This window comes from Bifidobacterium mellis (assembly GCF_000967265.1).
Taxonomy (GTDB): Bacteria; Actinomycetota; Actinomycetes; order Actinomycetales; family Bifidobacteriaceae; genus Bombiscardovia; species Bombiscardovia mellis.
Genome location: NZ_KQ033885.1, coordinates 526418 through 550607 on the forward strand (window position 1 = coordinate 526418; position 24190 = coordinate 550607).

At 63.3% G+C, this 24190-nt stretch carries 20 protein-coding genes; 16 read left to right on the forward strand and 4 right to left on the reverse strand.

The window, feature by feature from the left end; translation table 11 throughout:
- The 3 genes from JF70_RS02435 to JF70_RS02445 all read left to right on the forward strand — a co-directional run bounded on the left by JF70_RS02435 (window position 1) and on the right by JF70_RS02445 (window position 3680).
- Entirely contained in the window at window positions 1-795 is a 795-nt protein-coding gene (locus JF70_RS02435) for an isoprenyl transferase (protein ID WP_045935156.1), read from the forward strand.
- Window positions 796-962: 167 nt separating this feature from the next.
- Window positions 963-2393, forward strand: a complete 1431-nt coding sequence (locus tag JF70_RS02440) for an amidohydrolase (RefSeq protein ID WP_045935157.1) — start codon at window positions 963-965, stop codon at window positions 2391-2393.
- Between the two features lie 90 nt (window positions 2394-2483).
- On the forward strand, window positions 2484-3680 hold the full coding sequence (locus JF70_RS02445; RefSeq protein WP_045935158.1) for an MFS transporter: 1197 nt from the start codon (window positions 2484-2486) through the stop codon (window positions 3678-3680).
- A gap of 240 nt (window positions 3681-3920) precedes the next feature.
- On the opposite strand, the gene JF70_RS02450 is transcribed toward JF70_RS02445, so the two are convergent.
- The 4 genes from JF70_RS02450 to JF70_RS02465 all read right to left on the reverse strand — a co-directional run bounded on the left by JF70_RS02450 (window position 3921) and on the right by JF70_RS02465 (window position 8528).
- On the reverse strand, window positions 3921-5444 hold the full coding sequence (locus tag JF70_RS02450; protein WP_045935159.1) for a glycoside hydrolase family 32 protein: 1524 nt from the start codon (window positions 5442-5444) through the stop codon (window positions 3921-3923).
- 50 nt (window positions 5445-5494) lie between these two features.
- On the reverse strand, window positions 5495-6787 hold the full coding sequence (locus JF70_RS02455) for an MFS transporter (RefSeq protein WP_045935160.1): 1293 nt from the start codon (window positions 6785-6787) through the stop codon (window positions 5495-5497).
- Window positions 6788-7057: 270 nt separating this feature from the next.
- A complete protein-coding gene (locus JF70_RS02460; protein WP_045935161.1) occupies window positions 7058-8131 on the reverse strand; it encodes a LacI family DNA-binding transcriptional regulator in 1074 nt (357 codons plus the stop codon).
- 61 nt (window positions 8132-8192) lie between these two features.
- On the reverse strand, window positions 8193-8528 hold the full coding sequence (locus JF70_RS02465) for an MTH1187 family thiamine-binding protein (RefSeq protein WP_045935162.1): 336 nt from the start codon (window positions 8526-8528) through the stop codon (window positions 8193-8195).
- Between the two features lie 197 nt (window positions 8529-8725).
- Here JF70_RS02465 and JF70_RS02470 point away from each other — a divergent pair, with 197 nt between their 5' ends.
- The 13 genes from JF70_RS02470 to JF70_RS02530 all read left to right on the forward strand — a co-directional run bounded on the left by JF70_RS02470 (window position 8726) and on the right by JF70_RS02530 (window position 24159).
- Entirely contained in the window at window positions 8726-10243 is a 1518-nt protein-coding gene (locus tag JF70_RS02470) for a glycine--tRNA ligase (protein WP_045935163.1), read from the forward strand.
- A gap of 10 nt (window positions 10244-10253) precedes the next feature.
- Window positions 10254-11408: a tRNA dihydrouridine synthase DusB gene (gene dusB, locus JF70_RS02475; protein ID WP_045936046.1), complete on the forward strand. Its 1155-nt coding sequence runs from the start codon at window positions 10254-10256 to the stop codon at window positions 11406-11408.
- Window positions 11409-11639: 231 nt separating this feature from the next.
- Window positions 11640-12812, forward strand: coding sequence for a cell division protein FtsZ (gene ftsZ / locus JF70_RS02480; RefSeq protein ID WP_045935164.1), 1173 nt, complete (start codon window positions 11640-11642; stop codon window positions 12810-12812).
- Between the two features lie 18 nt (window positions 12813-12830).
- A complete protein-coding gene (locus tag JF70_RS02485) occupies window positions 12831-13298 on the forward strand; it encodes a cell division protein SepF (RefSeq protein ID WP_045935165.1) in 468 nt (155 codons plus the stop codon).
- Between the two features lie 41 nt (window positions 13299-13339).
- Window positions 13340-13624: a YggT family protein gene (locus JF70_RS02490; RefSeq protein ID WP_045935166.1), complete on the forward strand. Its 285-nt coding sequence runs from the start codon at window positions 13340-13342 to the stop codon at window positions 13622-13624.
- Window positions 13625-13716: 92 nt separating this feature from the next.
- Window positions 13717-15021, forward strand: a complete 1305-nt coding sequence (locus JF70_RS02495; protein ID WP_045935167.1) for a DivIVA domain-containing protein — start codon at window positions 13717-13719, stop codon at window positions 15019-15021.
- A gap of 12 nt (window positions 15022-15033) precedes the next feature.
- Window positions 15034-15564 carry a signal peptidase II gene (locus JF70_RS02500; RefSeq protein ID WP_045935168.1) on the forward strand — a complete coding sequence of 177 codons (531 nt, stop codon included), beginning with the start codon at window positions 15034-15036 and terminating at the stop codon, window positions 15562-15564.
- Window positions 15561-16490, forward strand: a complete 930-nt coding sequence (locus JF70_RS02505; RefSeq protein WP_045935169.1) for an RluA family pseudouridine synthase — start codon at window positions 15561-15563, stop codon at window positions 16488-16490. Before JF70_RS02500 ends, JF70_RS02505 begins: the two co-directional genes overlap by 4 nt.
- A 43-nt stretch (window positions 16491-16533) precedes the next feature.
- Window positions 16534-20091, forward strand: coding sequence for a DNA polymerase III subunit alpha (dnaE, locus tag JF70_RS02510; RefSeq protein WP_045935170.1), 3558 nt, complete (start codon window positions 16534-16536; stop codon window positions 20089-20091).
- Between the two features lie 82 nt (window positions 20092-20173).
- Window positions 20174-21571: a histidinol dehydrogenase gene (hisD, locus tag JF70_RS02515; protein WP_045935171.1), complete on the forward strand. Its 1398-nt coding sequence runs from the start codon at window positions 20174-20176 to the stop codon at window positions 21569-21571.
- Complete coding sequence (locus JF70_RS02520) at window positions 21568-22716, forward strand: histidinol-phosphate transaminase (protein WP_045935172.1); 1149 nt, start codon at window positions 21568-21570, stop codon at window positions 22714-22716. Before hisD ends, JF70_RS02520 begins: the two co-directional genes overlap by 4 nt.
- A 100-nt stretch (window positions 22717-22816) precedes the next feature.
- Window positions 22817-23419 (forward strand): imidazoleglycerol-phosphate dehydratase HisB, encoded by a 603-nt coding sequence (gene hisB / locus JF70_RS02525; protein ID WP_024627238.1) that lies wholly within the window; start codon window positions 22817-22819, stop codon window positions 23417-23419.
- Complete coding sequence (locus JF70_RS02530; RefSeq protein ID WP_045935173.1) at window positions 23416-24159, forward strand: hypothetical protein; 744 nt, start codon at window positions 23416-23418, stop codon at window positions 24157-24159. The genes hisB and JF70_RS02530 overlap by 4 nt, the downstream gene beginning before the upstream one ends.
- Window positions 24160-24190 lie beyond the last annotated feature (31 nt).

The window sequence follows — 24190 nt, forward strand, 5'->3', positions numbered from 1 at the left end:
ATGAGCTTTGACCCCGTCGACTACACCTCCCTGGATGTGCCTGCAGCCCCTTTCTCCGACCCCGCTCGTATCCCGCATTTCCCAGAGGGCTCAGTCCCTCGGCACCTGGGTGTGATCATGGACGGGAATGGCCGTTGGGCCAAACAGAGGGGGATGGAGCGCACCCAGGGTCACCGGGCCGCCGAGCCGGTCGTCTTCGACACCATAGCCGGGGCCATCGAGGCAGGGGTCCGATACCTGAGTCTGTATACCTTCTCCACTGAGAATTGGAAGCGCTCGCCCTCAGAAGTCCGCTTTCTGATGGGCTTCTCCCGGGACATCATCCACCGGCGAGTGACCCAGATGGACGACTGGGGAGTGCGCGTGCGCTGGGCGGGCCGTCGGCCCAGGCTATGGAAGTCGGTCATCGACGAGCTGGAGGCGGCCATGGAGCGCACCCGGCACAACACCAGGATCGATGTGATCTTCTGCATCAACTACGGGGGCAGGGCTGAGCTGGCCGATGCAGCCACCGATATCGCCCGGGAGGTGGCGGCCGGGCATATCAAGGGCTCCAAGGTCACCGAAAAGATGATCGCCCAGCACCTCTACAACCCAGACATACCGGACTGCGACCTGGTCCTGCGCACCTCGGGGGAACAGCGCACCTCCAACTTCCTGCCCTGGCAGGCGGCCTATGCGGAGCTGGATTTCGTACCTGAGCTCTTCCCCGACTGCGGGCGCGATGTGCTTTGGCGGGCCATCGACGATTACATCCACCGGGACAGGCGCTTCGGCGGCGTGGACCAAGCCTAAAGCAGATGAGGCCTCCAATTTTGTGAGGTTAGCCATAATAGTCCAAATTCACAGGTCTGAACACTCTCGTAACACCCATGAAAGGTAGTCTGTGACGTATCACAGCGGAGCAGGCCATGTCCGCCGTGGAAATCAGCGCAGCAAACGAAACGAAGGAGTCGACAGGCGTGGACGACAAGCAACGCATCATGCAGATCATCGAGGACAAGTCACAGGAGTTCATCGAGGCCGCCGACCATATTTGGGGTACCCCCGAGACCCGATTTGCCGTGAAGGAGTCGGTCCAGCAGCACTACAAGGTGCTGGAGCAGGAGGGCTTCGAGGTCGAAAAGGGCGTGGGCCATATGGACTACGCCTACGTGGCGACCTGGGGCTCGGGCCGTCCGGTGATCGGCATCACCGGCGAATACGACGCCCTGGGAGGCCTCAGCCAGGTGGCTGATCTGGGCGAGCACAAGCCCTTGGTCGAAGGCGGCAACGGGCAAGGCTGCGGCCACAACATCCTGGGCATGGCGGCAGTTGCGGCCGGAGTCGGGATCAAGACCTTCATGCAGGAGAGGGGGCTCAAGGGGACCATCAAGGTCTTCGGCTGCCCGGCTGAGGAGTCGGGCTATGGCAAGGCCTTCATGGCCAGGGACGGGGTCTTCGACGGGCTGGACCTGGCCCTGTCCTGGCATCCCTCGGATGTGACCCAGGCCTGGGGCTCCTCCAGCCTGGCTGTCCTACAGGCCTACTTCGACTTCACCGGCGTGCCGGCGCACGCGGCTGCGGCTCCCGAGCTGGGCCGGAGCGCCCTGGATGCCGCGGAGCTGATGAACGTGGGCGTGCAGTTCCTGCGTGAACACATGATCGATGCGGCCCGTGTGCACTACGCCTTCATCGACGCAGGCGGCGAGTCGGCCAACGTGGTGCAGTCCCATGCGCGGCTCTACTACTTCGTGCGCGCTCCCAGGATGGACCAGGCTCAGGATCTGTTCAAGCGTGTGGAGAAGATCGCCCAGGGTGCGGCCCTGATGACTGAGACCCAGGTCAAGGAGGAGTTCGACGCGGCCTGCTACAACTTCATCCCCAACCATCCGCTGACCGAGGCCATAGACAGGAATCTGGACCTCGTCGGCCCCCTGCCCCTGGACCAGCAGGAGCTGGACTACGAACGCCGCTACACCGACACGGTCCCCGAGGCCGGCAAGCAGCGGGTGCTCAGCCGTACCAAGGCCGCCTTCCCCGATCTTCCGGATGAGGAAGTCAGGAAGATGGCCGAGTCCACCATGGCTCTGAAGAAGTATCCGCTGGCCTTCACGGATACGGCATCGGGGTCCACCGACGTCGGCGATGTCAGCTGGCAGACGCCCACCGCCCAGTTCAGCGGCGGCTTCGAGCCTCAGGGCACCTCTGCTCACTCCTGGCAGTGGGCGGCCAACGGCAAGTCCTCGGTGGCCCACAAGGGTCTGCTGGCTGCGGGCAAGACCCTGGCTCTGACCGCCTACGATGCCTTTACCGACCCGGACCTGGTCAAGGCCGCCAAGGAGGACTTCGACAAGACCTTCGCCGGCCAGGAGTACAAGGTCGTCATCCCTGACGATGTGATGCCCCACTGACCTCTACTGTTCGGCTGCCGCCGGACACGGTGATCTCTGCGGATCACTTTGCCCGGCGGCGGACGGCTTCGACTGAAGGATGACAGACCAATGGCAATCAAGCAATCCTCAAAAACGGCGAGCGGAACGCTGATCTTCTCCCTGATGGCCGGTTACTCGATCGTGTACATGGACAAGAACATGATCTCGACCGCCATCATCCCCATCTCCGAGCAGTTCCACCTGGACTCGGGGCAGACAGGCATCATCATGTCGGCCTTCTTCCTGGGCTACTCGCTCATGCAGATACCCAGCGGCTGGCTGGCCGACCGGCTTGGGGCCAAGCGTGTGTTGATGGCCTCCATGATCATCATCGGTCTGTTCAGCTACCTGTTCGGCCTGGCCAATGGTCTGGCCTTCTTCATCATCGTCCGGTTCTTCGCTGGCATGGGCCACGGCGGCTACCCGCCCTCCTGCTCCAAGTCGATTGCGGAGAACTTCCCCCAGGAAAGGCGTACCTTCGTACAGTCGCTGATCCTGTCGACCTCGGGCATCGGCGGCATTCTGGCCTTCGTCCTGGGCGCCAACCTGGTCGCCATCAACTGGCACCTGGCCTATGCGGTGCTGGGCACCCTCTATCTGCTGGCCTTTGTCTGCATTCTGATCTTCGTGCCCTCCAAGCCCCGTCAGCCCGAGGTGGACCAGAAGCCCGGAGCCAAGGGTGCAGGGTTCCTCGAGGTCCTGAAGAACCGGAACGTGCTGGTCCTCTTCGTGGCCATGCTTCTGCTCAACATCCTCCTGTACGGCAATATCTCCTGGATGCCCACCTTCATAAAGAACACCTTCGGCCTTACGATTGGCCAGGCCGGCATCCTGCTGGCGGTCAATGCGGTCTTCACGACCGTCGCCACCATCTATGCCGGTCAGCTGCTCTCGAAGCTCTTCCTGGGCAGGGAGAAGGTGGCCATCCTGGGCGCCGGGGTGATCAGTGCCGTCCTGGTGGTCTGCTTCGTCTTCTCGCGCAACATCTGGCTCTCCCTCCTGCTGCTGATCCTGGTATCCTGCGTCTCCGTGGTGGCCTTCACCGGCATCTTCACCTGGCCCCACAAGATCATGGACCCGCACATCATCGGCTCCGCCATCGGCATCATCAACACCGGCGGCACCCTGGGCGGATTCCTGGCTCCCATGATCATCGGCTACCTGGTCAAGGCCGCCGGTGGCTCCTTCGTCGGAGCCTTCCTCTTCATGGGTGCGGCGGCCATCGCCTCCGGACTTATGGCTTTGCTGGTCAGGATCGGCAAGTAAAACCGGGGCCGAGGCAGCCTCGTACAGGCTTCCGGTCCCGAAGCTCAAAGGTCTGAGACCGAGTCATGGCTGACTATCTATGGCAAGGAGTCACTGTGAAAGGACAGGTATCTCTTCTAGGATCTCCGATTCTTTGGTTCTGACCATGGCTGCTTGAAGGCGATGCTTGCAAGATAAAGGGCCCGCCCCCTGAGGGATTTCAGGGGGCGGGCCCTTCCTATGCCGACTAGAGGAGTAGGATCAGCGATCCGGCTCTTCCCAGATGGTGCCCAGTTTGGCGATGGAGAGGGAGCTGATCAGGGCCTTGCCCTCGCCGGACTCGGCGATTAGGCGGATACCGCGCGGTCCTTCGGCAGGGAAGGAGTAGGAGGACATGATCTCCAGCCCGTCGTTGACGACGACCTCGACCGAACCCCGGTCCACGATGATGCGCAGCTTGAGCTTGCCCGAGGACTTGTCGACGGGAGCAGTGCGGTAGCCACGGTCCCCATAGGTGTTGCAGTGGCGGTCGAGCACCACGCGGCCCAGCTGGTCGTCATAGCAGACCAGCGTGTGGTCACCTGATTGGGTCCGATGAATCTCCAGGCCGATGCGCTCGGCCTGGGACTTGTTCAGATCGATCTCCATATTGATGTCGGCGGTCTGCGCGTCGTCCACCAGATCCCGGCTGCTGTTGACCTCCAGCTCGATGGGACCGAAGTCTTGCCTGTCCTGGTCCAGGTCGGAGAACTCGCGTACCGGCAGGCAGCGCAGGTGATCACCGGCCAGGGTGACCTCGCGGGGTACGGTGAACTGTCCGCACCAGCCATCCTCCTGCATAGGGATTGGCTCGGTGAAGGGGCTCATCCAGCCGAAGACCAGCCGACGGCCGTCAGGGGCCTGGAAGGTCTGCGGTGCATAGAAGTTATGGCCGTCGTCCCAGAGGTGGAATCCAGTCTCCTGATGGAAGTCGCCGCCGGGCTGCCAGCTGCCGATCACATAGCCGGCGTTGTTGTGGTTGCGGGCTTCGAACCCGTGGGGCTTCAGGCCCATGGCCGAGTAGCAGATCACCCACTTGTCCTCCAGGGGGAACATGTCGGGGCATTCCAGCATGAAGACCTCAGGGTCGGGGTGCCGGTAGATGACCCGGTCGAAGGTCCAGTGCTCCATGTCATTGGAGGTGTACATCCAAATCTCGCCGCGTTGTGCGGGGGTGCTGACTCCGAAGACCATGTACCAGAGCCCGCCCATCTTCCACACCTTGGGATCGCGGAAGTGCAGGATCTTGTCGTCCGGGCAGGGGATCACGACCCCCTTCTTTTCGAAGTGGATCCCGTCTGAGGAGACAGCCATGCACTGCTCCTGGAGGTTGCCGTCGTCATCGTCGACCCCGTTGCGCCAGCGGTGACCTGTGTAGTAGATGGTCAGACGGCCGTCGTCGCCCACCACGGCCGATCCTGAGAAGACCCCGTCCTTCTCGACCTCCAGGGTGGGCGCCATGGCCAGGGGCTCGCGCCGCCAGGTGACCAGGTCGGCGCTGGACACATGTCCCCAGTGCATGTTGCCCCACTCGCTCCCATAGGGATTGAGCTGGAAGTATGCATGATAGCGCCCCTTGTAGTAGCTCAGGCCATTGGGGTCGTTGATCCATCCGGCCTTGGAGGCGATGTGGCACTGGGGATACCAGCGGTCATTGCGGGTGGCGAAGAGCCGGTCGATGCTTTTCTGGGCCTTGTCCAGTTGAGCGCTCATGTCGGCGTTTTCCTTGGTTGTTGGCTGGTTCATCCTTGAATCCTTTCGGGTTGGATGGGTGCTGATGATGGTTGGTATGGGGATCAGCCCTGGGTTACGGCGGACTTCTGCGAATCCCTGATGAAGGGATCGCCGTCCACCTGCTGGTCGTCGCGCTTGAGCACGAAGATGCCGTAGATCAGGGCCGCGAGCACCACCAGGGAGATGGTGTAGAAGGTGACCTGGTCGCCGGCCCGGTCGTGGAGCATGCCCAGCGGGGTGGACATGGCCACCTGGCCGACCTGGGAGGCGATCTGGAAGCCCACCATGTAGAGGGTGGCGGACAGCTTGGGGTTGAAGTGCAGGGTGAAGTAGCGGAAGGCAGGCAGGCTGAAGAGCGGGACCTCAATGGAGTGGAAGAGCTTGACAACGGAGACCATGACCGGGTCGTGGAAGAACCCGCACAGACCGATCCTGGCGAACATGACCGTAGCTCCCAGCAGAAGGGAGTTACGCACGCCGATCTTGCGCATGATGATGGGAACCACGCCCATCATGGCTGATTCCAGGAACACTTGGATGGAGTTGAGGATGCCGTAGACCTCGTGACCCTGTTCCGGGGTGGGGAAGAGGTTGGCATAGTAGTTGGGGAACATCTGCTGGTCGAAGACCGTGTAGAAGGTGTTGGTGAAGATCACAAAGACGATCAGGAGCCAGAGGGCGGGCATGCCCAGGACATGGATCATGTCGCGCAGGGAGGGCTGGGACTTTTCGCCCTCGGGGGTGGACTCTCGCTTGATCTCCTCGCGTTGCTCATCGGGGATCCAGAAGGCGTAGACCAGGAGCATGCACGCGCCGAAGGCGGACCCCAGCCAGAAGTTGATCATCGGGTTGATGTTGAAAGTGAACCCTGCGATCAGAGCCACAATGGCGTAGCCGAAGGAGCCCCAGGCGCGGGACTGGCCGTATTCGAATCCGAATTTGCGGCTGTACCGCTCGGTGATGGCCTCGATCAGGGAGCAGCCTGACATGAAACCTGCGGATAGAACGATTGAACCGAGTACGGCGCCCAGGATCAGGTTGGAATGCATGAGGGGGGCGTAGATGAACTGCACGAAAGGTCCGACCAGCGCTGCAATGGCGGCGATGAAGATGGCGAGCCTACGCTTGACCCCCAGCTCGTCCTGTATTACCCCGTAGACAAACATTATTATCAGCGTGCCCACGGAGTTGATGGAGTAGATGTTGCCGACCTGGGTGTTGGTCATGCCAAGGCCGTTGATCAGCCATGGCGAGTAGAAGGACCACCAGATGCCCCAGGCGCAGAAGAAGAAGAATATTCCGGTAGAGGATTCCAAATATGATGGATTCCTCCATGCTGATGATTTGGCGGCCATGCTGCCCCTCCCTCACTTGTTGTGCACCGCTTCTCCGCAGTGTCTTCCGGTTCGATGCACTTACTGTGTGCAGAGCGAATCCTGGTAGGTATAGTAAGTCGTCAATCGATTTACGTCAAACGATTGACTATTGCTGTCAGTTCTTACTCACGCGGTGAGTGGTTAGCAAGGGATGTTGGCTGATTGGCTATCGGCGACTTGTATCAAGCTAGCCAGAATTGGACCTGGGTTCGGCATCTTGCGACAGTGAAGGGGAAGGGTGAGTGTGGCTTAGCGGCTGGCCGGGACCAGGTCTGAGGTGGCATCGAGGCGGGTAGAGCCCTTGCGAATCAGGGCGCAATGGATGCGTACCCCGCCAGCTTGATCGAGCGGCGGAAGGACAGCACGGGTATCGGGCAGCGGAAGAGCACCGCGGCGGGGATTGATTTGCGCCAGCAGTCGTCGCACCGCCCAGAAGCCCATCTCGTAGTGGGGCAGTTCGACCGTGGTCAGGGGAGGGGCCGAGGTCTCGGCTACGACCTGGTGGTTGTCCACGCCCACCAGATTCAGGTCCCTGCCGATGACCAGATGGCGTGCGGCGGCGGCCTGGTAGAGGTAAAAGGAACGCGAATCATTGAAGCAGAAGACGCCATCGGGGTGCTGGTCGTCCATCAGATCGTTTGTCTGATCCATGGCCTCCTGGTTGAAGCCCACCAGTCGGATTAAGGCCTGACTTGCAGGTAATCCCGCTTCCTTAAGAGCGGTCTGATATCCGCGCATTCTATCTTCCTGCGCCGGCAGATCCTGTGTGGTGCCCAGGTAGGCCACTCGGCGACTACCTGATTCGATCAAATGGCGGGTGGCATCGTAGCCGATCAGAAACTCGTCAGGCGCGATGCTGGGGCAGCGGTTGGCCCGCTCCACTGCATTGACCACCACGGCAGGGCAGGAGCGCAGCGCCTGGGGTAGGTCGACATTCTGGTCATACATCTTGGCGAAGAGGAAACCGTCCACCCCATAGCGCTTCAGGGCCTGAATCTGTTCTGATTCACGGATGCCCCCATCGGTGGAGACGGTGAGAAGCACATAGCCGCGCTCGGCTGCCGCATCCTGCGCGCCCTGAATGATGGCGCCGGCGTATGGCGTGGTGGCCACCTCTTCGCTGATGAAGCCCAGCATGCCGGTCTTGCTGGTGCGCAGGGACCGTGCCATGGGATTGGGCCGATAGCCCAGGGTCTTGGCTGTGTTGCGCACCTTTCGGGCGATCTCCGACTTGACCCTGCCCTTGTCGCGGCCGTTGAGCACCAGGGAGACCGTGGAGACGGACACGCCTGTGCGTTCGGCGATCTGCTTCATCGTGATCATGGGCACACCTTAACTTGCTCAGGCGATTTCAGCCCGGCTGATCTTCGGTGACAGTGAGCCTTCAGCGGTTTTCCCCGCCCAGGATCCGGTCGACCCGCTCCACCTTTTCGTGGATCTGGTCCCGCTTGCCGGAGCGGATGTCCAGCTTGAGGCTGACGCCGGTCCTGTACCCCTGCTCGGCCAGGACCCGTGTGGCCTCTTCCACGACCTCCATGACCCGGTGCAGATCACCTTCGATCACGGTGCTCATGGCATTGGTCTGGTTGGGTAGCCCCGAGTCCCTGATGACCTTGATGACCTGGGCCACATAGGTGGACAGCTCCTCACCCTGACCGGAGGGTGCGATCGTGACCTCGGCTACGGTGTTCAGATAGGATGGGTCGTTCATATCGGGCATATCGGAAACCTTTCCGCATCGATTGGCGTTCGTAGGCAGGATGCCCGGTGTCCCCTGCGGTCACCCGCGCGGCCTCCCGCACCTGCCTCGATGGTAGGCCTCTACGCTGACAGCAGGTCACCCGCCGAAGGTATGCTGGAGGCCGGTCATCAGGTCGTAGCCCCCAGGAGGGGGTTCCCGAGCAGAAGGTGTGATCAGTGGCAGTATCGAAACTGGATGAGGTCATCTCCCTGGCCAAGCGCCGAGGGTTCGTCTTTCCCGCAGGGGAGATCTACGGCGGGACGCGCTCGGCCTGGGACTATGGTCCTTTGGGCGTGGCTCTCAAGGACAATATCAAGCGTGAGTGGTGGCGGACCATGGTGGTCACCCGCGACGACGTGGTCGGCGTGGACACCTCGGTCATCCTGCCCACGGCGGTCTGGGAGGCCTCGGGCCATGTCTCCGTTTTCAACGACCCCCTGATCGAGTGCCTGAACTGCCACAAGCGGCACCGGGCCGACACCCTGGAGGAGGCCTACGTTGAAAAGCACGGCCATGATCCGGAAAACGGCCTCAAGGACATCCCCTGCCCGGACTGCGGCACCAAGGGACAGTGGACCGAGCCGCGGGACTTCAACATGATGCTGCAGACCCATCTGGGACCCATCCAGGACGAGAAGAGCCTGCACTACCTGCGCCCCGAGACTGCCCAGGGCATCTTCGTGGACTTCAAATCCGTCATGGCCTCCTCACGCTCCAAGCCCCCCTTCGGCATCGCCAACATGGGCAAGAGCTTCCGCAACGAGATAACCCCCGGCAATTTCATCTTCCGTACCCGCGAGTTCGAGCAGATGGAGATGGAGTTCTTCGTCCACCCCGGCACTGACGAACAGTGGCATCAGTACTGGATCGACGCCAGGACCCGTTGGTACGTGGATCTGGGCGTCAAGCCCGAGAACCTGCGCCACTACGAGCACCCCAAGGAGAAGTTGGCCCACTATTCCAAGCGAACCGTGGACATCGAATACCGGTTCGGCTTCCAGGGCTCCGAGTGGGGCGAGCTGGAGGGCGTGGCCAACCGCACCGACTACGACCTCAAGGCCCATGCCGAGCACTCGGGCGAGGATTTGAGCTACTTCGACCAGGCCAGCGGGGAACGCTACATCCCCTACGTGATCGAGCCTGCAGCCGGTCTGACGCGCTCGCTGATGGCCTTCCTGGTGGATGCCTATGACGTGGACGAGGCCCCCAACACCAAGGGCGGGGTCGACCGGCGCACCGTGCTGCGTCTGGACCCGAGGCTGGCCCCAATCAAGGCCGCGGTTCTTCCCCTGTCCAAGAAACCTGATCTGCAGCGGATCGCCCATGACCTGGCCGCCGACCTGCGCCAGAATGAGTGGATGGTGGACTATGACGAGTCCGGCGCCATCGGCCGCCGCTACCGTCGTCAGGACGAAATCGGCACGCCCCTGTGCATCACCGTGGACTTCGACACCCTGGACGACAAGGCGGTCACCATCCGCAACCGCGACTCCATGCAGCAGGACCGGGTGGCTCTGGACCAGGTGGAGGACTATGTGCGCCGGGTCGTCGGTGAGCAGCGGGTGCGTTACCCCATGGGTCCATCCGACCTGACCGGTACGCGCGCCGCTGACGGCTACACGGACCTGGCCAGCGAACCGGGTACGGACGAGAGCGAACCGATCAAGGTGGCCGAGGCCGGTGGCCGGTACTGAGACTGATCGCCTGACCCCAAAGGTTCCCCCGGTGCAGCTGGGCCCGATAACCGTGCCTGTGCCGGTCATGCTTTCGCCCATGGCGGGCGTGACCAACTGGCCCTTCCGCCTGCTCTGCCGCGAGTACGGACCCGACGGACTGTATGTAGGGGAGATGGTGACGGCCCGGGCCCTGGTGGCGCGCAACCCCAAGGCCTTCAGGCTCTGTCGTTTCGCCCCCCAGGAGAAGGTGCGCTCCCTGCAGTTGTACGGGGTGGATCCTCAGATCATGGAGCAAGCCACCAGAATGGTGGTCGATGCAGGCTGGGCCGATCATATCGACATGAACTTCGGCTGCCCGGTCCCCAAGGTCACCAGGCACGGCGGCGGGTCCGCCCTGCCTTGGAAGACCGACCTCTTCGCCGAACTGGTCCATCGTGTGGTCGCTGTCTGCTCGCCTGCCGGGATCCCCGTCACCGCAAAGATCCGGGTGGGCATCGACCACCAGCACGAAACCTTCTTGGAGGCCGCCCACATAGCCCAGGAGGAGGGGTGCGCCGCCGTGACCCTGCACGCCAGAACCACGGCTGAGTACTATGGCGGCCATGCCGACTGGGACCGGATCGCCCAGCTGGTCCAGGCCGTAGATATCCCCGTCTTCGGAAACGGCGACATCTGGACCGCCGAGGATGCCCTGGACATGTTCGCCCAGACCGGCTGCGCAGGTGTGGCCATCGGCCGGGGCTGCCAGGGCCGTCCATGGCTCTTTGCCGACATCGCTGCGGCCCTGGCCGGCTCCCCGGAACGGCAGGAGCCCACCCTGGGCCAGGTGGGGGCCATCATGGCCCGCCACGCCAGGCTCCTGGTCGAGTTCTACGACGGCGACGAACGCATGGCTGTCCATGATATGCGCAAGCATGTGGCCTGGTATCTTAAGGGCTTCGCCGTGGGCGGCCAGGTGCGCCGCGACTTCATGGCCTGCGAGAGCCTGGAGGACATGGACCGCTGCATCGCCGACCTGGACCAGGACATGCCCTATCCGCGGGCCGTGGCCGGCAAGCCCCGGGGCCGGGTCCGCTATGCCAAGAAGGTCCGCCTGCCCTATGGCTGGCTGGATTCGCGGACCACCACCCATCAGGAGCGCGAGACGCTCTTCGGCAACGACCCCATGGATGCCTCCTACTGAAGCCGGAAATATTCCCGTCACCAACCATGCGCATCCGGGTCTAGAATCAGGGTTTAGAATACGGACGGAACGGCGTGGAGGTTCTTTCGGAAGGCCAGGGCGGTTGGCTCTGACCTCCCGGACCCTGGGCCCACGGCCGTCAGGGAGGGTCGGAACGCCTGTGGGCAAATGCGTGTTGGCGTATATGACCTGCGCTAGAGTTGAGCGTAACGTGAGTGACGGGAGCATACTGTGAGCGAGATTGCCCAGAATGACAATTTCAATGACAAGACCAACATCAAGGTCGTTGGTGTTGGTGGAGCCGGTGGCAATGCTGTCAATCGCATGATCGCCGAAGGTCTGCAGAATGTCGAATTTGTGGCCATCAATACCGATGCCAAGGATCTCCTGCGCTCAGAAGCCGATGTGAAGATCTCCCTTTCCGATGCCAACAGCCGCGGCCTGGGAGCCGGAGCCGATCCGGAGAAGGGCGCCAAGGCCGCCCAGGACCATCAGTCCGATATCGAAGAGGTACTCAAGGGCGCCGATATGGTCTTCGTCACAGCAGGGGAGGGCGGCGGTACAGGCACCGGTGCCAGCCCCCTGGTAGCGCGTGCAGCCCGTCAGCAAGGCGCGCTCACCATCGCCGTCGTCACCCGTCCCTTCACCTTTGAGGGGCCCAGGCGCTCCGCTTCCGCCGAATCGGGCATCGAGAACCTGCGCAAGGAGGTCGATGCCCTTATCGTTATCCCCAATGACCGGCTTCTGGACCTCTCGGATCGCACGGTCTCGGTCATGGATGCCTTCAAGACCGCAGACACGGCCCTGCTGGCCGGCGTTCAGGGCATCACCGACCTGATCACCATGAACTCCTACATTCACGTGGACTTCTCCGATGTCACCGCCATCTTGAAGGATGCCGGCACCGCCCTCTTCGGCATCGGCGCAGCCCGGGGCGAGGATCGAGCCACCCAGGCCGCCGAGATCGCCATCTCCTCCCCGCTTTTGGAGGAGAGCATCGAGGGTGCCCATGGGGCCCTGATCAATGTGGCCGGCCCCACCGACCTGAGCATGCAGGAGGCCTCTGCCGCCGCCCAGCTGGTTCAGGATGCCATCCATCCCGAGGCGCAGATCATCTGGGGCCTGGCCCTGGACGATGCCTACGGGGACGAGGTGCGGGTCACGGTCATCGCCGCCGGATTCGATCCCACCCCGAAGAAGGACGAGACCCCGGCTCCTGCAGTGGACACGACCACCGCACCGGCAGCGGCCACCCCGATCCAGGAGCCCCAGCAGCCGCTGACGACCCCGTCCGTCCAGGCGGAGTCCGATGAGACCTCCGAACACGATGTGGTGCCCCCCGCCTCCGGCGATGACGGCACCTCCGACCCGGGATATCTGGATATCCCTGACTTTCTGCGGTAATCAGGCGAAGGAGCAGGTATGGCAGGATTGATGAAGAACGCAATGTCCTTTTTCGGCATGTCGGATGTCGTGGATGACGATGACGACGACCTGGCCGACGATGACGAGGCCCGCGATGGCTTCGACACCGATCACTCTGTGACTCCCATGGCTCCGCAATCCACCTCCAATAGCCAGGAAGCCGAGTCCACGCCCTTCCAGAGCCGGATCAACCGCATCACCACCATCCATCCCAAGTCCTACGAGGATGCTCAGATGGTCGGCAGGGCCCTGCGGGACGGGGTTCCGGTGGTCCTCAACCTGACAGGCGTGTCCGAGTCGGTGGCCTACAGGATCGTCGATTTCTCCGCCGGCGTGGTCTTCGGGGTGCGCGGGTCCATCGAGCGGGTCACCCCCAGGGTCTTCCTGCTCAGCCCCGCACAGGTCAACATCAAGGTGGAGGAGCCCGAGTCGGGTTCCTCGGCCAAGGGGCTTTTCGCCCAGTGACCGACGCCCTGGCAGCCGTGTCCGCAGGAGCCTGAAGACGCATGCTTGTTCCTTTTATTCGATATCTGATAGACATCTGCATTGAGACCTACCTGCTCATCCTCTTCGTGCGGATGATTCTGGACTGGGTCCTGGTTCTGTCGCCCCGCTGGTACCCCCGTGGCTTTGTGGCCTCGCTCATTCGGGTCATCTATGCCCTGACCGAGCCGCCCCTGCGCTGGTTGCGCCGGTACATCCGGCCCCTGCCCATGGGCAGGATCCAGCTCGACGTGTCCTTCATGGTGCTCTACGCCGCCCTGATCATCATCCAGGTGCTGCTGGGGTAGAAAGCAAGACCGCGGATACGGCAGACTCCGTGCTAGCATGCAGTAAGAGAACACAATCGGGCTGGTTGGCCTGAAGCGAGGTGGAGAAACATATGGCTCTATTGACGCCTAATGACATAAGGGAGCATACCTTCCAGACAGTGCGGTTTAAGGAAGGCTACGACGTCGACGAGGTCGACGACTTCCTGGATCAGGTCACCGATACGGTTGAAGCCCTGGGCAAGCAGGCCATGCAAGGCAACGCCGCTTCCACCCAGTCCCTGGGTACCGATGTGGCCTCGCTGAACTCAAAGATTTCCGACTTGACGGCTCAGGTGGAATCCCTGCAGACGGAGAACCGGGATCTGAAGCAGGCCCAGGGTAATGCCGCCCAGCAGCCTGCCGTGGATGCCCAGACCAAGCGGCTCCTGGCCGAATCCCAGAGCCAGGTCAAGACCCTGGCCTCCCAGAACGACCAGCTCAAGCGTCAGGTCGAGCAGCTCAACTCCCAGATCGACCAGCTGACCGCCCAGGCCGCCGCGGGCAACAACACCCAGGCGCTGACCAACCAGCTGACCGCCATGCAGAAGGAGCGCGACCAGGCCCGCCAGCAGGTTCAGGCGCTGACCAACCAGCTCAATGCCTCCCAGCAGAGCATGGCCACGGCCCGCCAGCAGGTCACCCAGGCACAGAAGGCCTCTCAGCAGCAACAGCAGCGCACCGAGCAGCTCAACAAGCAGCTGGAGGAGTCCCGCAAGCGTGAGGAGCAGCTGCGCCAGCAGGTTTCCAAGGCCGAGCCCTCCACGGAAACTGGCAGCCTGCAGCGGATCGCGGGCGCTGGCGCCGAGGCCAGCAGCGAACCCGAGAGAGCCACCGCCATGCTCACCCTGGCCATGCAGTTGCACGATCAGTACGTGGACAAGGGCAAGGCCAACGCCTCCCAGCTGGTCGCCGAGGGCCACGCCCAGCACGATGACATCGTCAAGAAGGCGGAGGACTACTCCAAGAGGACCCGCGCCGAGGTGGACGAGTACTCCAAGCGAGTCCACTCCGAGGCCGATGGCTACTCGCAGCGCGTACGCTCCCAGGCCGACGAGTACTCGGTCAAGACCCGTTCCGATGCGGATGCCTATTCCAAGCGCCAGCACACCCAGGCCGACGAGTACGAGACCCAGGTGCAGACCCGGGCGCAGGAGTACGACAAGAACACCCGCGACAGTGCCGATCGCTATGCCGCCGATGTCAAGAACAAGCTCATGGATCAGTCCAAGGTTCTGGAGGAGAACATCCAGGGGCTCAAGCAGTTCGAGGCGGGCTACCGCAGCAAGCTGACCGAGTTCCTCAACCAGCTGATCAACCAGATCTCGGACACCAGCAATTACCAGTCCATGGAAAAGAAGTCCGAACAGGCTCACTGATTCCATCCGGTAATGACGAAGAACATACACAAGGGACGGCTGCGCGGGCGCGTGGCCGTCTTCGTCGCTCTGGCGGCAGTGGCCATAGCCTTGGACCAGGTGACCAAGGCCCTGGCCCTGGCCCGGCTGGGCAACGGTGTCAGGGTGGCTCTTCCTGGACCGCTGCGCGGACTGCGTCTGGTACGCAACCCCGGGGCTTCGCTTGGATTGGGATCGGGTAGTACCTGGATCATATCCCTGATTGCCCTGGCAGCCTGTCTGCTCATTATCGTTCTGGCTCTGCGCACCACCTCCATGGTCTGGACCCTGGTACTCTCCCTGGCTTTCTCCGGGGCGGCAGGCAATCTGATCGACAGGGTGGCCTATGCATCGGGCTTCCTTGACGGTGCCGTGGTCGACTTTCTGGACTACGGCTGGTCGGTGGGCAATGTGGCCGATATCTATCTGACCCTGGCAGGCGTGGCCGTGGTGGTGCTCATTTTCTGCAATGTGCGGTTCAGTGACCGGCCCGAGAGGCCAGAACATGGGGGAGCGGCCAAGTGACCCGGCTTCTTCCTGCGCCGGATGCCCTGGTGGGTCGGCGCCTGGACATGGCCCTGTCCAAGATGCTGGGCCTGTCCAGGGCCAAGGCCAGCGACCTGGTGGCCCAGGGCCATGTGCGGATCATGGGCCGTCGGGTGAACAAGGCCACCACACTGATGAGCGGCGATCTGATAGAGTTGGACGAGCCCGAGCCAGCCAAACAGGTGGAGCCGGTGGCCGAGGACATGCCCGTGGTTTACGAGGACGAGGACGTGGTCGTCGTGGACAAGCCGGTGGGGGTGGCGGCGCATCCCTCCATAGGCTGGACCGGCCCAACCGTTCTGGGCAGCCTCCTGCAGCGGGGCACCCACATCACCTCCATGGGGGCCCAGGGCCGTCAGGGCATCGTCTCCCGCCTGGACGCGGGCACCAGCGGCCTCATGCTGGTCTGCAAGTCCGACCTGGCCTACAAGGAGATGCGCCGGCAGTTCGCGCGGCATGAGGTGGTCAAGATCTACCACGCCCTGGTCCAGGGCAATCTTACCGAGGACAAGGCCACCATCGAGGCCCCCATTGGCCGGGCACGTGTCTCGGACTTCCGCTTCACGGTCACCCCTGCCGGCAAGGAGGCCATCACCCACTGGGATGTGCTGGAGCGCTTCGGCTCGGCCACCCTGGTCAGCGTCAATCTGGAGACCGGACGCACCCATCAGATACGCGTGCACTTCTCCTCCATAGGCCATCCCCTGGTGGGCGACCACATGTATGGGGCCAACCCCGACCTGGCGGAGCGGCTGGGCCTGAAGCGGCAGTGGCTGCACGCCATGCGCCTGGAATTCCGCCATCCCCGTACCAAGATCTGGACCAAGGTGGTCTCCTCCTATCCGGCTGATCTGCGCCGCTCCCTGCAGATCGAGCGTCAGAGCGCCTCCGGTATACGCAGCTAGCGGACTCCGGCGATTCGGCCAGGGTCCTGGGTAAGTTGGAGATATGTCCTCAACCCGGTCAGACTTCGTTCACCTTCACACCCACACCCACTATTCCACCCTGGACGGGGCCAGCAGGATCCCCGACCTGGTCGCCGAGGTGGGACGTCTGGGACAGCCGGCCGTGGCCATCACCGACCACGGCAACATGCACGGGGCCTACGAGCTTTGGCGGACGGCCGTGGACTCCGACATCAAGCCCATCATCGGCATCGAGGCCTATGTGACCCCTGAGACGGCCCGCCAGGACAAGAGCCGGGTCCACTGGGGAACCGACGAGCAGCGTTCGGACGATGTCTCCGGCGGCGGCTTCATCACCCACATGACCCTCTGGGCCAGCGACGATACGGGCCTGGTCAACCTGATCAAGGCCTCCTCGGTGGCCAACCTGGAGGGCCTGGTCGGCAAGTGGCCCCGCATGGACAAGGACCTGCTGTCCACCTACCACAAGGGGGTCATCGCCACCACCGGCTGCCCCTCGGGCATTGTCCAGACCAGGCTGAGGCTGGGCCAGTTCGACGAGGCGCTGCGGGCCGCCGGGGAGTTCCAGGACATCTTCGGCAAGGAGAACTATTACGTGGAGCTGATGGACCACGGGCTGGAGATCGAGCATCGGGTGACCAAGGATCTGCTGGAGATCGCCCGTCGTCTGGATGCCCCCCTGGTGGCCACCAACGACTCGCACTATGTGCGCAAGGAGGATGCCTCGGCCCAGGACGCCCTGCTCTGCATCAACTCGGGGTCCCGGCTGACCGACCCTGGACGCTTCAAGTTCGACGGCACCGGCTACTACATCCGCTCGGCCCAGGAGATGCGTGAGATCTTCAAGGAGTTCCCCGAAGCCTGCGACAACACACTGGAGATCGCGGAACGCTGCAACGTCATGTTCGACGACCACGAGGACGGGGCCTTCATGCCCCGTTTCGACTGCCCGGAGGGCTGGGACGAGACCTCCCTCTTCCTGAAGAAGGTGGACGAGGGGCTGAAGAACCGCTACCCGGACGGGGTGCCCGAGGAGGTCTCCCACCAGGCCGACTACGAGTGCGGGGTCATCTGCCAGATGCAGTTCACCGGATACTTCCTGGTGGTGGCCGATTACATCAACTGGGCCAAGAACCACGGAATCATGGTGGGTCCGGGCCGTGGATCGGCTGCAGGATCCATGGTGGCCTACGCCATGGGCATCACCGAGCTGGACCCGCTCAAGCACGGCCTGATCTTCGAGCGCTTCCTCAACCCCGAGCGCGTCTCCCTACCCGATATCGACGTGGACTTCGACCCCGAGGGGCGCATGAAGGTCCTGGACTATGTGGGCCGCAAGTACGGCTCCGACAAGGTGGCCCAGTGCGTGACCTACGGCACCATCAAGACCAAGCAGGCCCTGAAGGACTCGGCCAGGATCATGGACTACGAGTACTCCGTGGGCGACCAGGTCACCAAGGCCCTGCCGCCCACGGTCAACGGCAAGGACATGAGTCTCAAGGAGATCTTCGATCCCCGGTCCAAGCGTTACCCGGAGGCCAAGGAGTTCCGCGACCTGTACGAGTCCAACCCGGACGTCAAGCGGATCACCGAGGAGGCCAAGGGCATCGAGGGCATCATCCGCCAGACCGGCGTGCACGCCTGCGCCACCATCATGGCCTCCAACCCAATCACCAATACCTCGCCCTTGATGGAGCGCACCGACGGCACGGTGACCACCACCTTCGAGTACCACACCTGCGAGACCCTGGGGCTGGTCAAGATGGACTTCCTGGGGCTGTCCAACCTCACGGTCATCAGGGACACGGTCAACAACATCAAGCGCAACGGCAAGGAGCCCATCAGTATCGAGAAGGTCCCCCTGGACGACAAGGAGACCTACCAGCTGCTGTCCAGGGGCGACACCCTGGGTGTCTTCCAGCTCGATGGCGACGGTATGCGATCCCTGCTGCGCATGCTCAAGCCCGACAACTTCAACGACATCTCCGCCCTGATCGCCCTTTACCGGCCGGGGCCCATGGATATGAACTCGCACATCAACTATGCCAAGCGCAAGAACGGGCTGCAGAAGATCGAGCCCATCCACCCCGAGGTGGCCAAGCCCCTGGCGGGTGTGCTTGATGAGACCTACGGCCTGATCGTCTACCAGGAGCAGGTCCAGTCCGCAGCCCGGATTCTGGCCGGTTACTCACTGGGCCGAGCCGATGTGCTGCGAAGGGCCATGGGCAAGAAGAAGCCCGACGTCCTGGCCAAGGAGCAGGTGCCCTTCTTCGAGGGCATGAAGGCGCATGGCTACTCCCAGGAGGCCGCCCAGGCGGTCTGGGACGTCCTAGTGCCCTTCTCCGGCTACGCCTTCAACAAGGCGCACTCGGCGGCCTACGCCCTGATTGCATACTGGACCGCCTACCTGAAGACCCACTATCCGGTGGAGTTCATGGCCGCCCTGTTGCAGAACGAGCGGACCAACAAGGACAAGACCGCCCTCTACCTGGGCGAGGCCAGGAGGATGGGCATCCGCATCCTGGCGCCCGACATCAACGAGTCCGTGTCCGAGTACTCCGCTGTCGGCGACGTGGTCCGCTTCGGCCTGGGCGCCATCCGCAATGTGGGCGACAAGGTGGTGGCGGACATCATCAAGGAGCGCCAGGGGCCCCGGGGCAAGTACGTCAACTTCATGGACTTCGTCAAGCGGGTGCCCATGGAGGTGCTCAACAAGCGAACCGTGGAATCCCTGATCAAGGGCGGCGCCTTCGACAGCATCGACCCCAACCGGAGGGCCCTCTTCCAGATCCACGACGAGGCCGTCGATCAGGTCATGCCCATCAAGCGCAAGCAGGCCGAGGGCCAGTTCGACCTCTTCGCCGATGCCGATGACGACCAGCCCCAACAGGACGCACTGGGCGATGCCCAGGTGACCGTGCCCGACATCGACGAGTGGGACAAGTCCACCAAGCTCAACTTCGAGCGGCAGATGCTGGGCCTGTATGTGTCCGACCACCCGCTGAGCGGCATGACCTCGGTTCTGGCCGGCATGCGCGACATGTCCATCGCCCAGCTGCTCAACCGGTCCAAGGGCATGGACGGCAAGGCGGTGACCCTGGCCGGGCTGGTCACTGCAGTGGACCGGCGGGTCTCCAAGAAGGGCAATCCCTGGGCCATCGTCACCATCGAGGACCTGGAGAGCTCCATCCAGTGCATGTTCTTCGGCAAGGTCTACGATGCCCACTCCGACGACCTGGTCCTGGACTCGGTCATCCGGGTCAGGGGTGTGGTCGAGCTGCGGGACGAGGCCACCAATATCCGCGTCAACGATATGGAGGTGCCCGTCCTGGAGTCGGCGGACGAGCGGCCTCTGACCATCACCCTGCCCAGGCAGGCCCTGGATCGGGGGCACATGGAGCGGCTGGCCCGGATACTCAAGTCCCACCCCGGCTACTGCCAGGTCCGTCTGGCCGTCACCGACGACCGGGGCAATGTGCGCCTGCTGACCTTTGGCGACGGCTTCCGCACCAGGCACGACACCTCCATGATGGCCGAGATCAAATCGGTCTTCGGGCCCTCCTGCCTGCCGTCGGCCTAGGACGCGTCCGGAACCGTCTCACCATTTGGGACGGCGGTGAGTCGCTGGCTTTGGCGACACAAAAGTTCACTACCATCAAAGTATGTCAAAGCTCATGATGAGAACCATGGATCTGCGCGGGAAGACCATGTCCCGCGCCCAACTCCTGGCTGCCATGCCCCGGGCCGATATGGGTACCCGGGAGGCCAGCGCCCAGGTGCAGCCCATACTGGACCAGGTGCGCAAGCACGGGGCTGCGGCCCTGCGCGACCTGGAGGAGAAGTTCGATCATGTGCGTCCCCATGATCTTAGGGTTCCGGCATCGGCCATGCAGGAGGCCTTGGATGGGCTGGATTCCAAGGTCAGGGCGGCGATAGAGGAGTCCGTCACCCGCATCCGTAAGGTCTGCACCACCCAGGTGCCCAAGCCCATGGCCACCGACCTGGCACCCGGCGCCCGGGTCAGCGAGCGGTGGATCCCGATCGAACGCGTAGGCCTCTACGTGCCGGGAGGCAAGGCCCTGTACCCTTCCTCGGTCATCATGAACGCGGTCCCCGCCCAGATTGCCGGCGTTGATTCCCTGGCCGTGGCCACGCCGCCCGCATCCGACGACCCCCGCGGTCTGCCAGCGGCCATCATCCTGGCTACCTGCGCCATCCTGGGGGTGGACGAGGTCTATGCCGTGGGCGGCGCCCAGGCTGTGGCCATGTTCGCTTACGGGGCCAAGGGATCCGAGCCTCAGGACGGGGAGATTCTCTGCGACCCGGTCGACAAGATCACCGGCCCTGGCAACATCTTTGTGGCGACAGCCAAGCAGATGGTCTCCGGCATGGTGGGCATCGACGCTGTGGCCGGACCCACGGAAATCGCCATTCTTGCCGACGGTCAGGCCAACTCCGACTGGGTTGCCGCAGACCTGATCGGCCAGGCCGAGCATGACGAGCTTGCCGGCTCGGTGCTGATCACCGACAGCCAGGACTTGGCCCAGGGCGTTCAGGAGGCTCTGGAGCGCAGGGTGCCTCGGACCGAACACGCCGACCGGGTGTGCACATCTCTGGGTGGCAACCAGTCGGGAATCATCCTGACCGACGGGATCGACCAGTCCATCGACGTGGCCAATGCCTATGCCGCCGAGCACCTGGAGGTTCAGACGGCCGATCCTGACGCCGTCATCGACCGGATTCGAAACGCCGGAGCCATCTTCCGCGGCCCTTACTCTCCTGTGCCCCTGGGCGACTACATGGCCGGGTCCAACCACGTCCTTCCCACCGGCGGAACCGCCCGCTTCGACGTGGCCCTGGGAGTCCACACCTTCATGAAGCCTGTCGAAGTCATTGAGTACGACCAGGAGGGGCTCAAGCCCATCGCTGCCAAGATCAATGATTTCGCGGTATCCGAGGACCTGCCCGCCCATGGCGAGTGCGTCCTGAGCAGATTCCTGGACGACCCCTACGACAAGGCCGACCTGGAAGCCAACGAAGAGAAGGCCGGTCTGCGGTGAGTGCCATACCAGCCGATCTTCCCCTCCGTGCGGACCTGGTGGGGGAGGAGCCCTACGGCGCCCCCCAGCTGGATGTCCCGGTCTGCCTGAACGTCAACGAGAACCCCTATCCCCTGGACCAGGAGGTGGTCGATGCCATCTGCCAGCGCGTGCGCCTGGTGGCCCCCGGCCTCAACCGCTATCCGGACAGGGAACATGAGGAACTGCGGCGGGCCCTGGCTGCCTACCTGAAGAAGGAGTCGGGGACCTCGCTCCAACCCGGGCAGCTCTGGGCGGCCAACGGGTCCAATGAGATCATGCTCCAGCTCTTCCAGGCCTTCGGTGGGTCGGGCAGGACGGCCCTGGGCTGCGACCCGACCTACTCCATGTATCCCGAGTACGCCCGGGATACCTTCACCGACTGGGAGCTGGCCCATCGGCTGCCCGATTTCAGCCTGGATGTTGAAACGACCATCGAGCGCATCAAGGCTTTGAGGCCAGCTATGGTCCTGGTGACCAGCCCCAACAATCCCACTGGGACGCCCCTGCCCATGGATCAGCTGACCAGGCTCCTGGAGGCCTGCTCCCAGGTCCCTGTAGCGGGCGCGGATCCGTCCGCCCGGCCCATCGTGGTCGTGGACGAGGCCTACATCGAGTTCCGAGACCCGGGTACGCCCTCGGCGGTCAGCCTGATCGGGCAGTACGACCACCTGGCCGTCAGCCGGACCATGTCCAAGGCCTTCGCTTTCGCCGGCGCCAGGGTGGGCTACCTGGCTGCATCCCAGGGAATAATCGACGCGGTCCGTATCGTCCGGATGCCCTACCACCTGAGCGCGCTGACCCAGGCTGCGGCCCTGGCTGCCCTGGAACACACCGACCTCCAGCTGGCTCGTGTGGATCAGCTCCGCCAGACCCGTCGGGAGACCGCCGAGTGGCTGGCCGGGCAGCAGTTCCACGGCCGACCCTTGACCGTGGTCCCCTCGGCCTCCAACTTCATCCTCTTCGGCATCTTCCCCGACCGGGATGCCGTTTTCGAGGCCATGAAGGATGAAGGCGTGCTGATCCGGGCCGTGGGTCCCCAAGGGTATCTGAGGGTCTGCATGGGCACGGACGAGGAGATGGAGCGATTCCGGCAAACCCTGGTCCATGTCCTCAAGCGGTTCTAGGAGGATGCAGACCAGCGGCACGGCTATGCTGGTGGTCTAGACGCCGTGCAGGAGCCACAGTGCGGACTGGAGTGCGCGGCAAGAAAGCGGAGGAGCAGCAATGGCAGGCAGAACAGCCACCATCACCCGCCAGACCAGTGAATCCAAGGTGAGCCTGAGTCTGGACCTGGATGGCACCGGAGTGACCGATATCGACACCTCGGTTCCCTTCTATGACCATATGATGACGGCCCTGGGCAGGCATTCCCTGATCGACCTGACCATCAAGGCCAGCGGGGACACCCAGATCGACGTCCACCACACCGTCGAGGACGTGGCCATCGTCTTTGGCGAGGCCCTGGCCCAGGCCCTGGGGGACAAGCGGGGCATCAAGCGCTTCGCCGATGCAACCGTTCCCCTGGACGAGGCACTTGCCCGAGCCGTGGTCGATATTTCCGGCAGGCCCTATGCGGTCTGCACCGGTGAGCCGGAGGGGTTCGAGTACGCCATGATCGGCGGGCACTTCACCGGTTCCCTGGTCAGGCACGTCATGGAGTCCATCGCCCTGCACGCCGGCATCTGCCTGCACCTGACCCTCTTGTCGGGCAGGGATCCGCATCACATCGCCGAGGCTGAATTCAAGGCCCTGGCCAGGGCTCTGCGTTTCGCCGTGGAGCCTGATCCCAGGGTGAAGGGCATCCCCAGCACCAAGGGGTCGCTATGAGCACTGATGAACACGACAACAAGGATCAGAACCTGCCGGATTCCGGCCATCATCTGAGCGAGGAGGAGGTCGAGCGGGCCCTGGCCAGCTTTGAGGCTGAGTTCAATCAGGACCAGGACCAAGCGGATCGGCCGGTTGAGCACTCCGAATCGAGCGTGGACGACGAGGCTGGGCTGAATTCCGAGTCTGCTGACCAATCGTCAGCGGAACCGGACGGGGCTGATGGCGTTGAGGCTGACTTCGATCAGGAGCTGGAAGGCCTGATCGGCAACCGGGCCAAGGCCGCCGTCATGGTGACCCGTCTGGCTTCGGCGGAGCTTCTGGCGGCCTTCTGCCAGATCTCCGACATTTCCGCCTGGTGCATCCAGGCCCGTGAGGGTGCCGTGGCCGTCCTGAGAAACCTGGACGGGGACGGACCCGAGGCAGCCATCCGCGATCTGACCACGGTCGTATCCGGGCTCAGCGCCATCCTGGCGGTCAACCGGGCCGACAAGCTCGAGGTGACCCTCTGGATCAGCGGGAGGTCGGGGCAGACGCTTGCGCCGCCCATCCTCTTTGCCGCCACCGCCGACTTCGTGGAGGACCTGATGATCGGGACCACCACTGTGGACAGGCTGCGCCAGGACGGGGCCGCCGTCTTCGACTCGGGGGAGTACAACCGCGAGAAGGCCATGGGCATCATCGCCTCGCACACCAGGTTCGGTGCCGGCGGATCGACTCGCCAAGGCCGCGTCGAGTAATCGAGTCGAGTAGAAGTTCAGGCAAGAGGCT

Coding starts and splice junctions, on each gene's coding strand:
- JF70_RS02435 (WP_045935156.1), top strand. CDS start 1: ATGAGCTTTGACCCCGTCGACTACACCTCCCTGGATGTGCCTGCAGCC.
- JF70_RS02445 (WP_045935158.1), top strand. CDS start 2,484: ATGGCAATCAAGCAATCCTCAAAAACGGCGAGCGGAACGCTGATCTTC.
- JF70_RS02450 (WP_045935159.1), bottom strand. CDS start 5,444: ATGAACCAGCCAACAACCAAGGAAAACGCCGACATGAGCGCTCAACTG.
- JF70_RS02455 (WP_045935160.1), bottom strand. CDS start 6,787: ATGGCCGCCAAATCATCAGCATGGAGGAATCCATCATATTTGGAATCC.
- JF70_RS02460 (WP_045935161.1), bottom strand. CDS start 8,131: ATGATCACGATGAAGCAGATCGCCGAACGCACAGGCGTGTCCGTCTCC.
- JF70_RS02465 (WP_045935162.1), bottom strand. CDS start 8,528: ATGCCCGATATGAACGACCCATCCTATCTGAACACCGTAGCCGAGGTC.
- JF70_RS02485 (WP_045935165.1), top strand. CDS start 12,831: ATGGCAGGATTGATGAAGAACGCAATGTCCTTTTTCGGCATGTCGGAT.
- JF70_RS02490 (WP_045935166.1), top strand. CDS start 13,340: ATGCTTGTTCCTTTTATTCGATATCTGATAGACATCTGCATTGAGACC.
- JF70_RS02495 (WP_045935167.1), top strand. CDS start 13,717: ATGGCTCTATTGACGCCTAATGACATAAGGGAGCATACCTTCCAGACA.
- JF70_RS02500 (WP_045935168.1), top strand. CDS start 15,034: ATGACGAAGAACATACACAAGGGACGGCTGCGCGGGCGCGTGGCCGTC.
- dnaE (WP_045935170.1), top strand. CDS start 16,534: ATGTCCTCAACCCGGTCAGACTTCGTTCACCTTCACACCCACACCCAC.
- hisD (WP_045935171.1), top strand. CDS start 20,174: ATGTCAAAGCTCATGATGAGAACCATGGATCTGCGCGGGAAGACCATG.
- hisB (WP_024627238.1), top strand. CDS start 22,817: ATGGCAGGCAGAACAGCCACCATCACCCGCCAGACCAGTGAATCCAAG.
- JF70_RS02530 (WP_045935173.1), top strand. CDS start 23,416: ATGAGCACTGATGAACACGACAACAAGGATCAGAACCTGCCGGATTCC.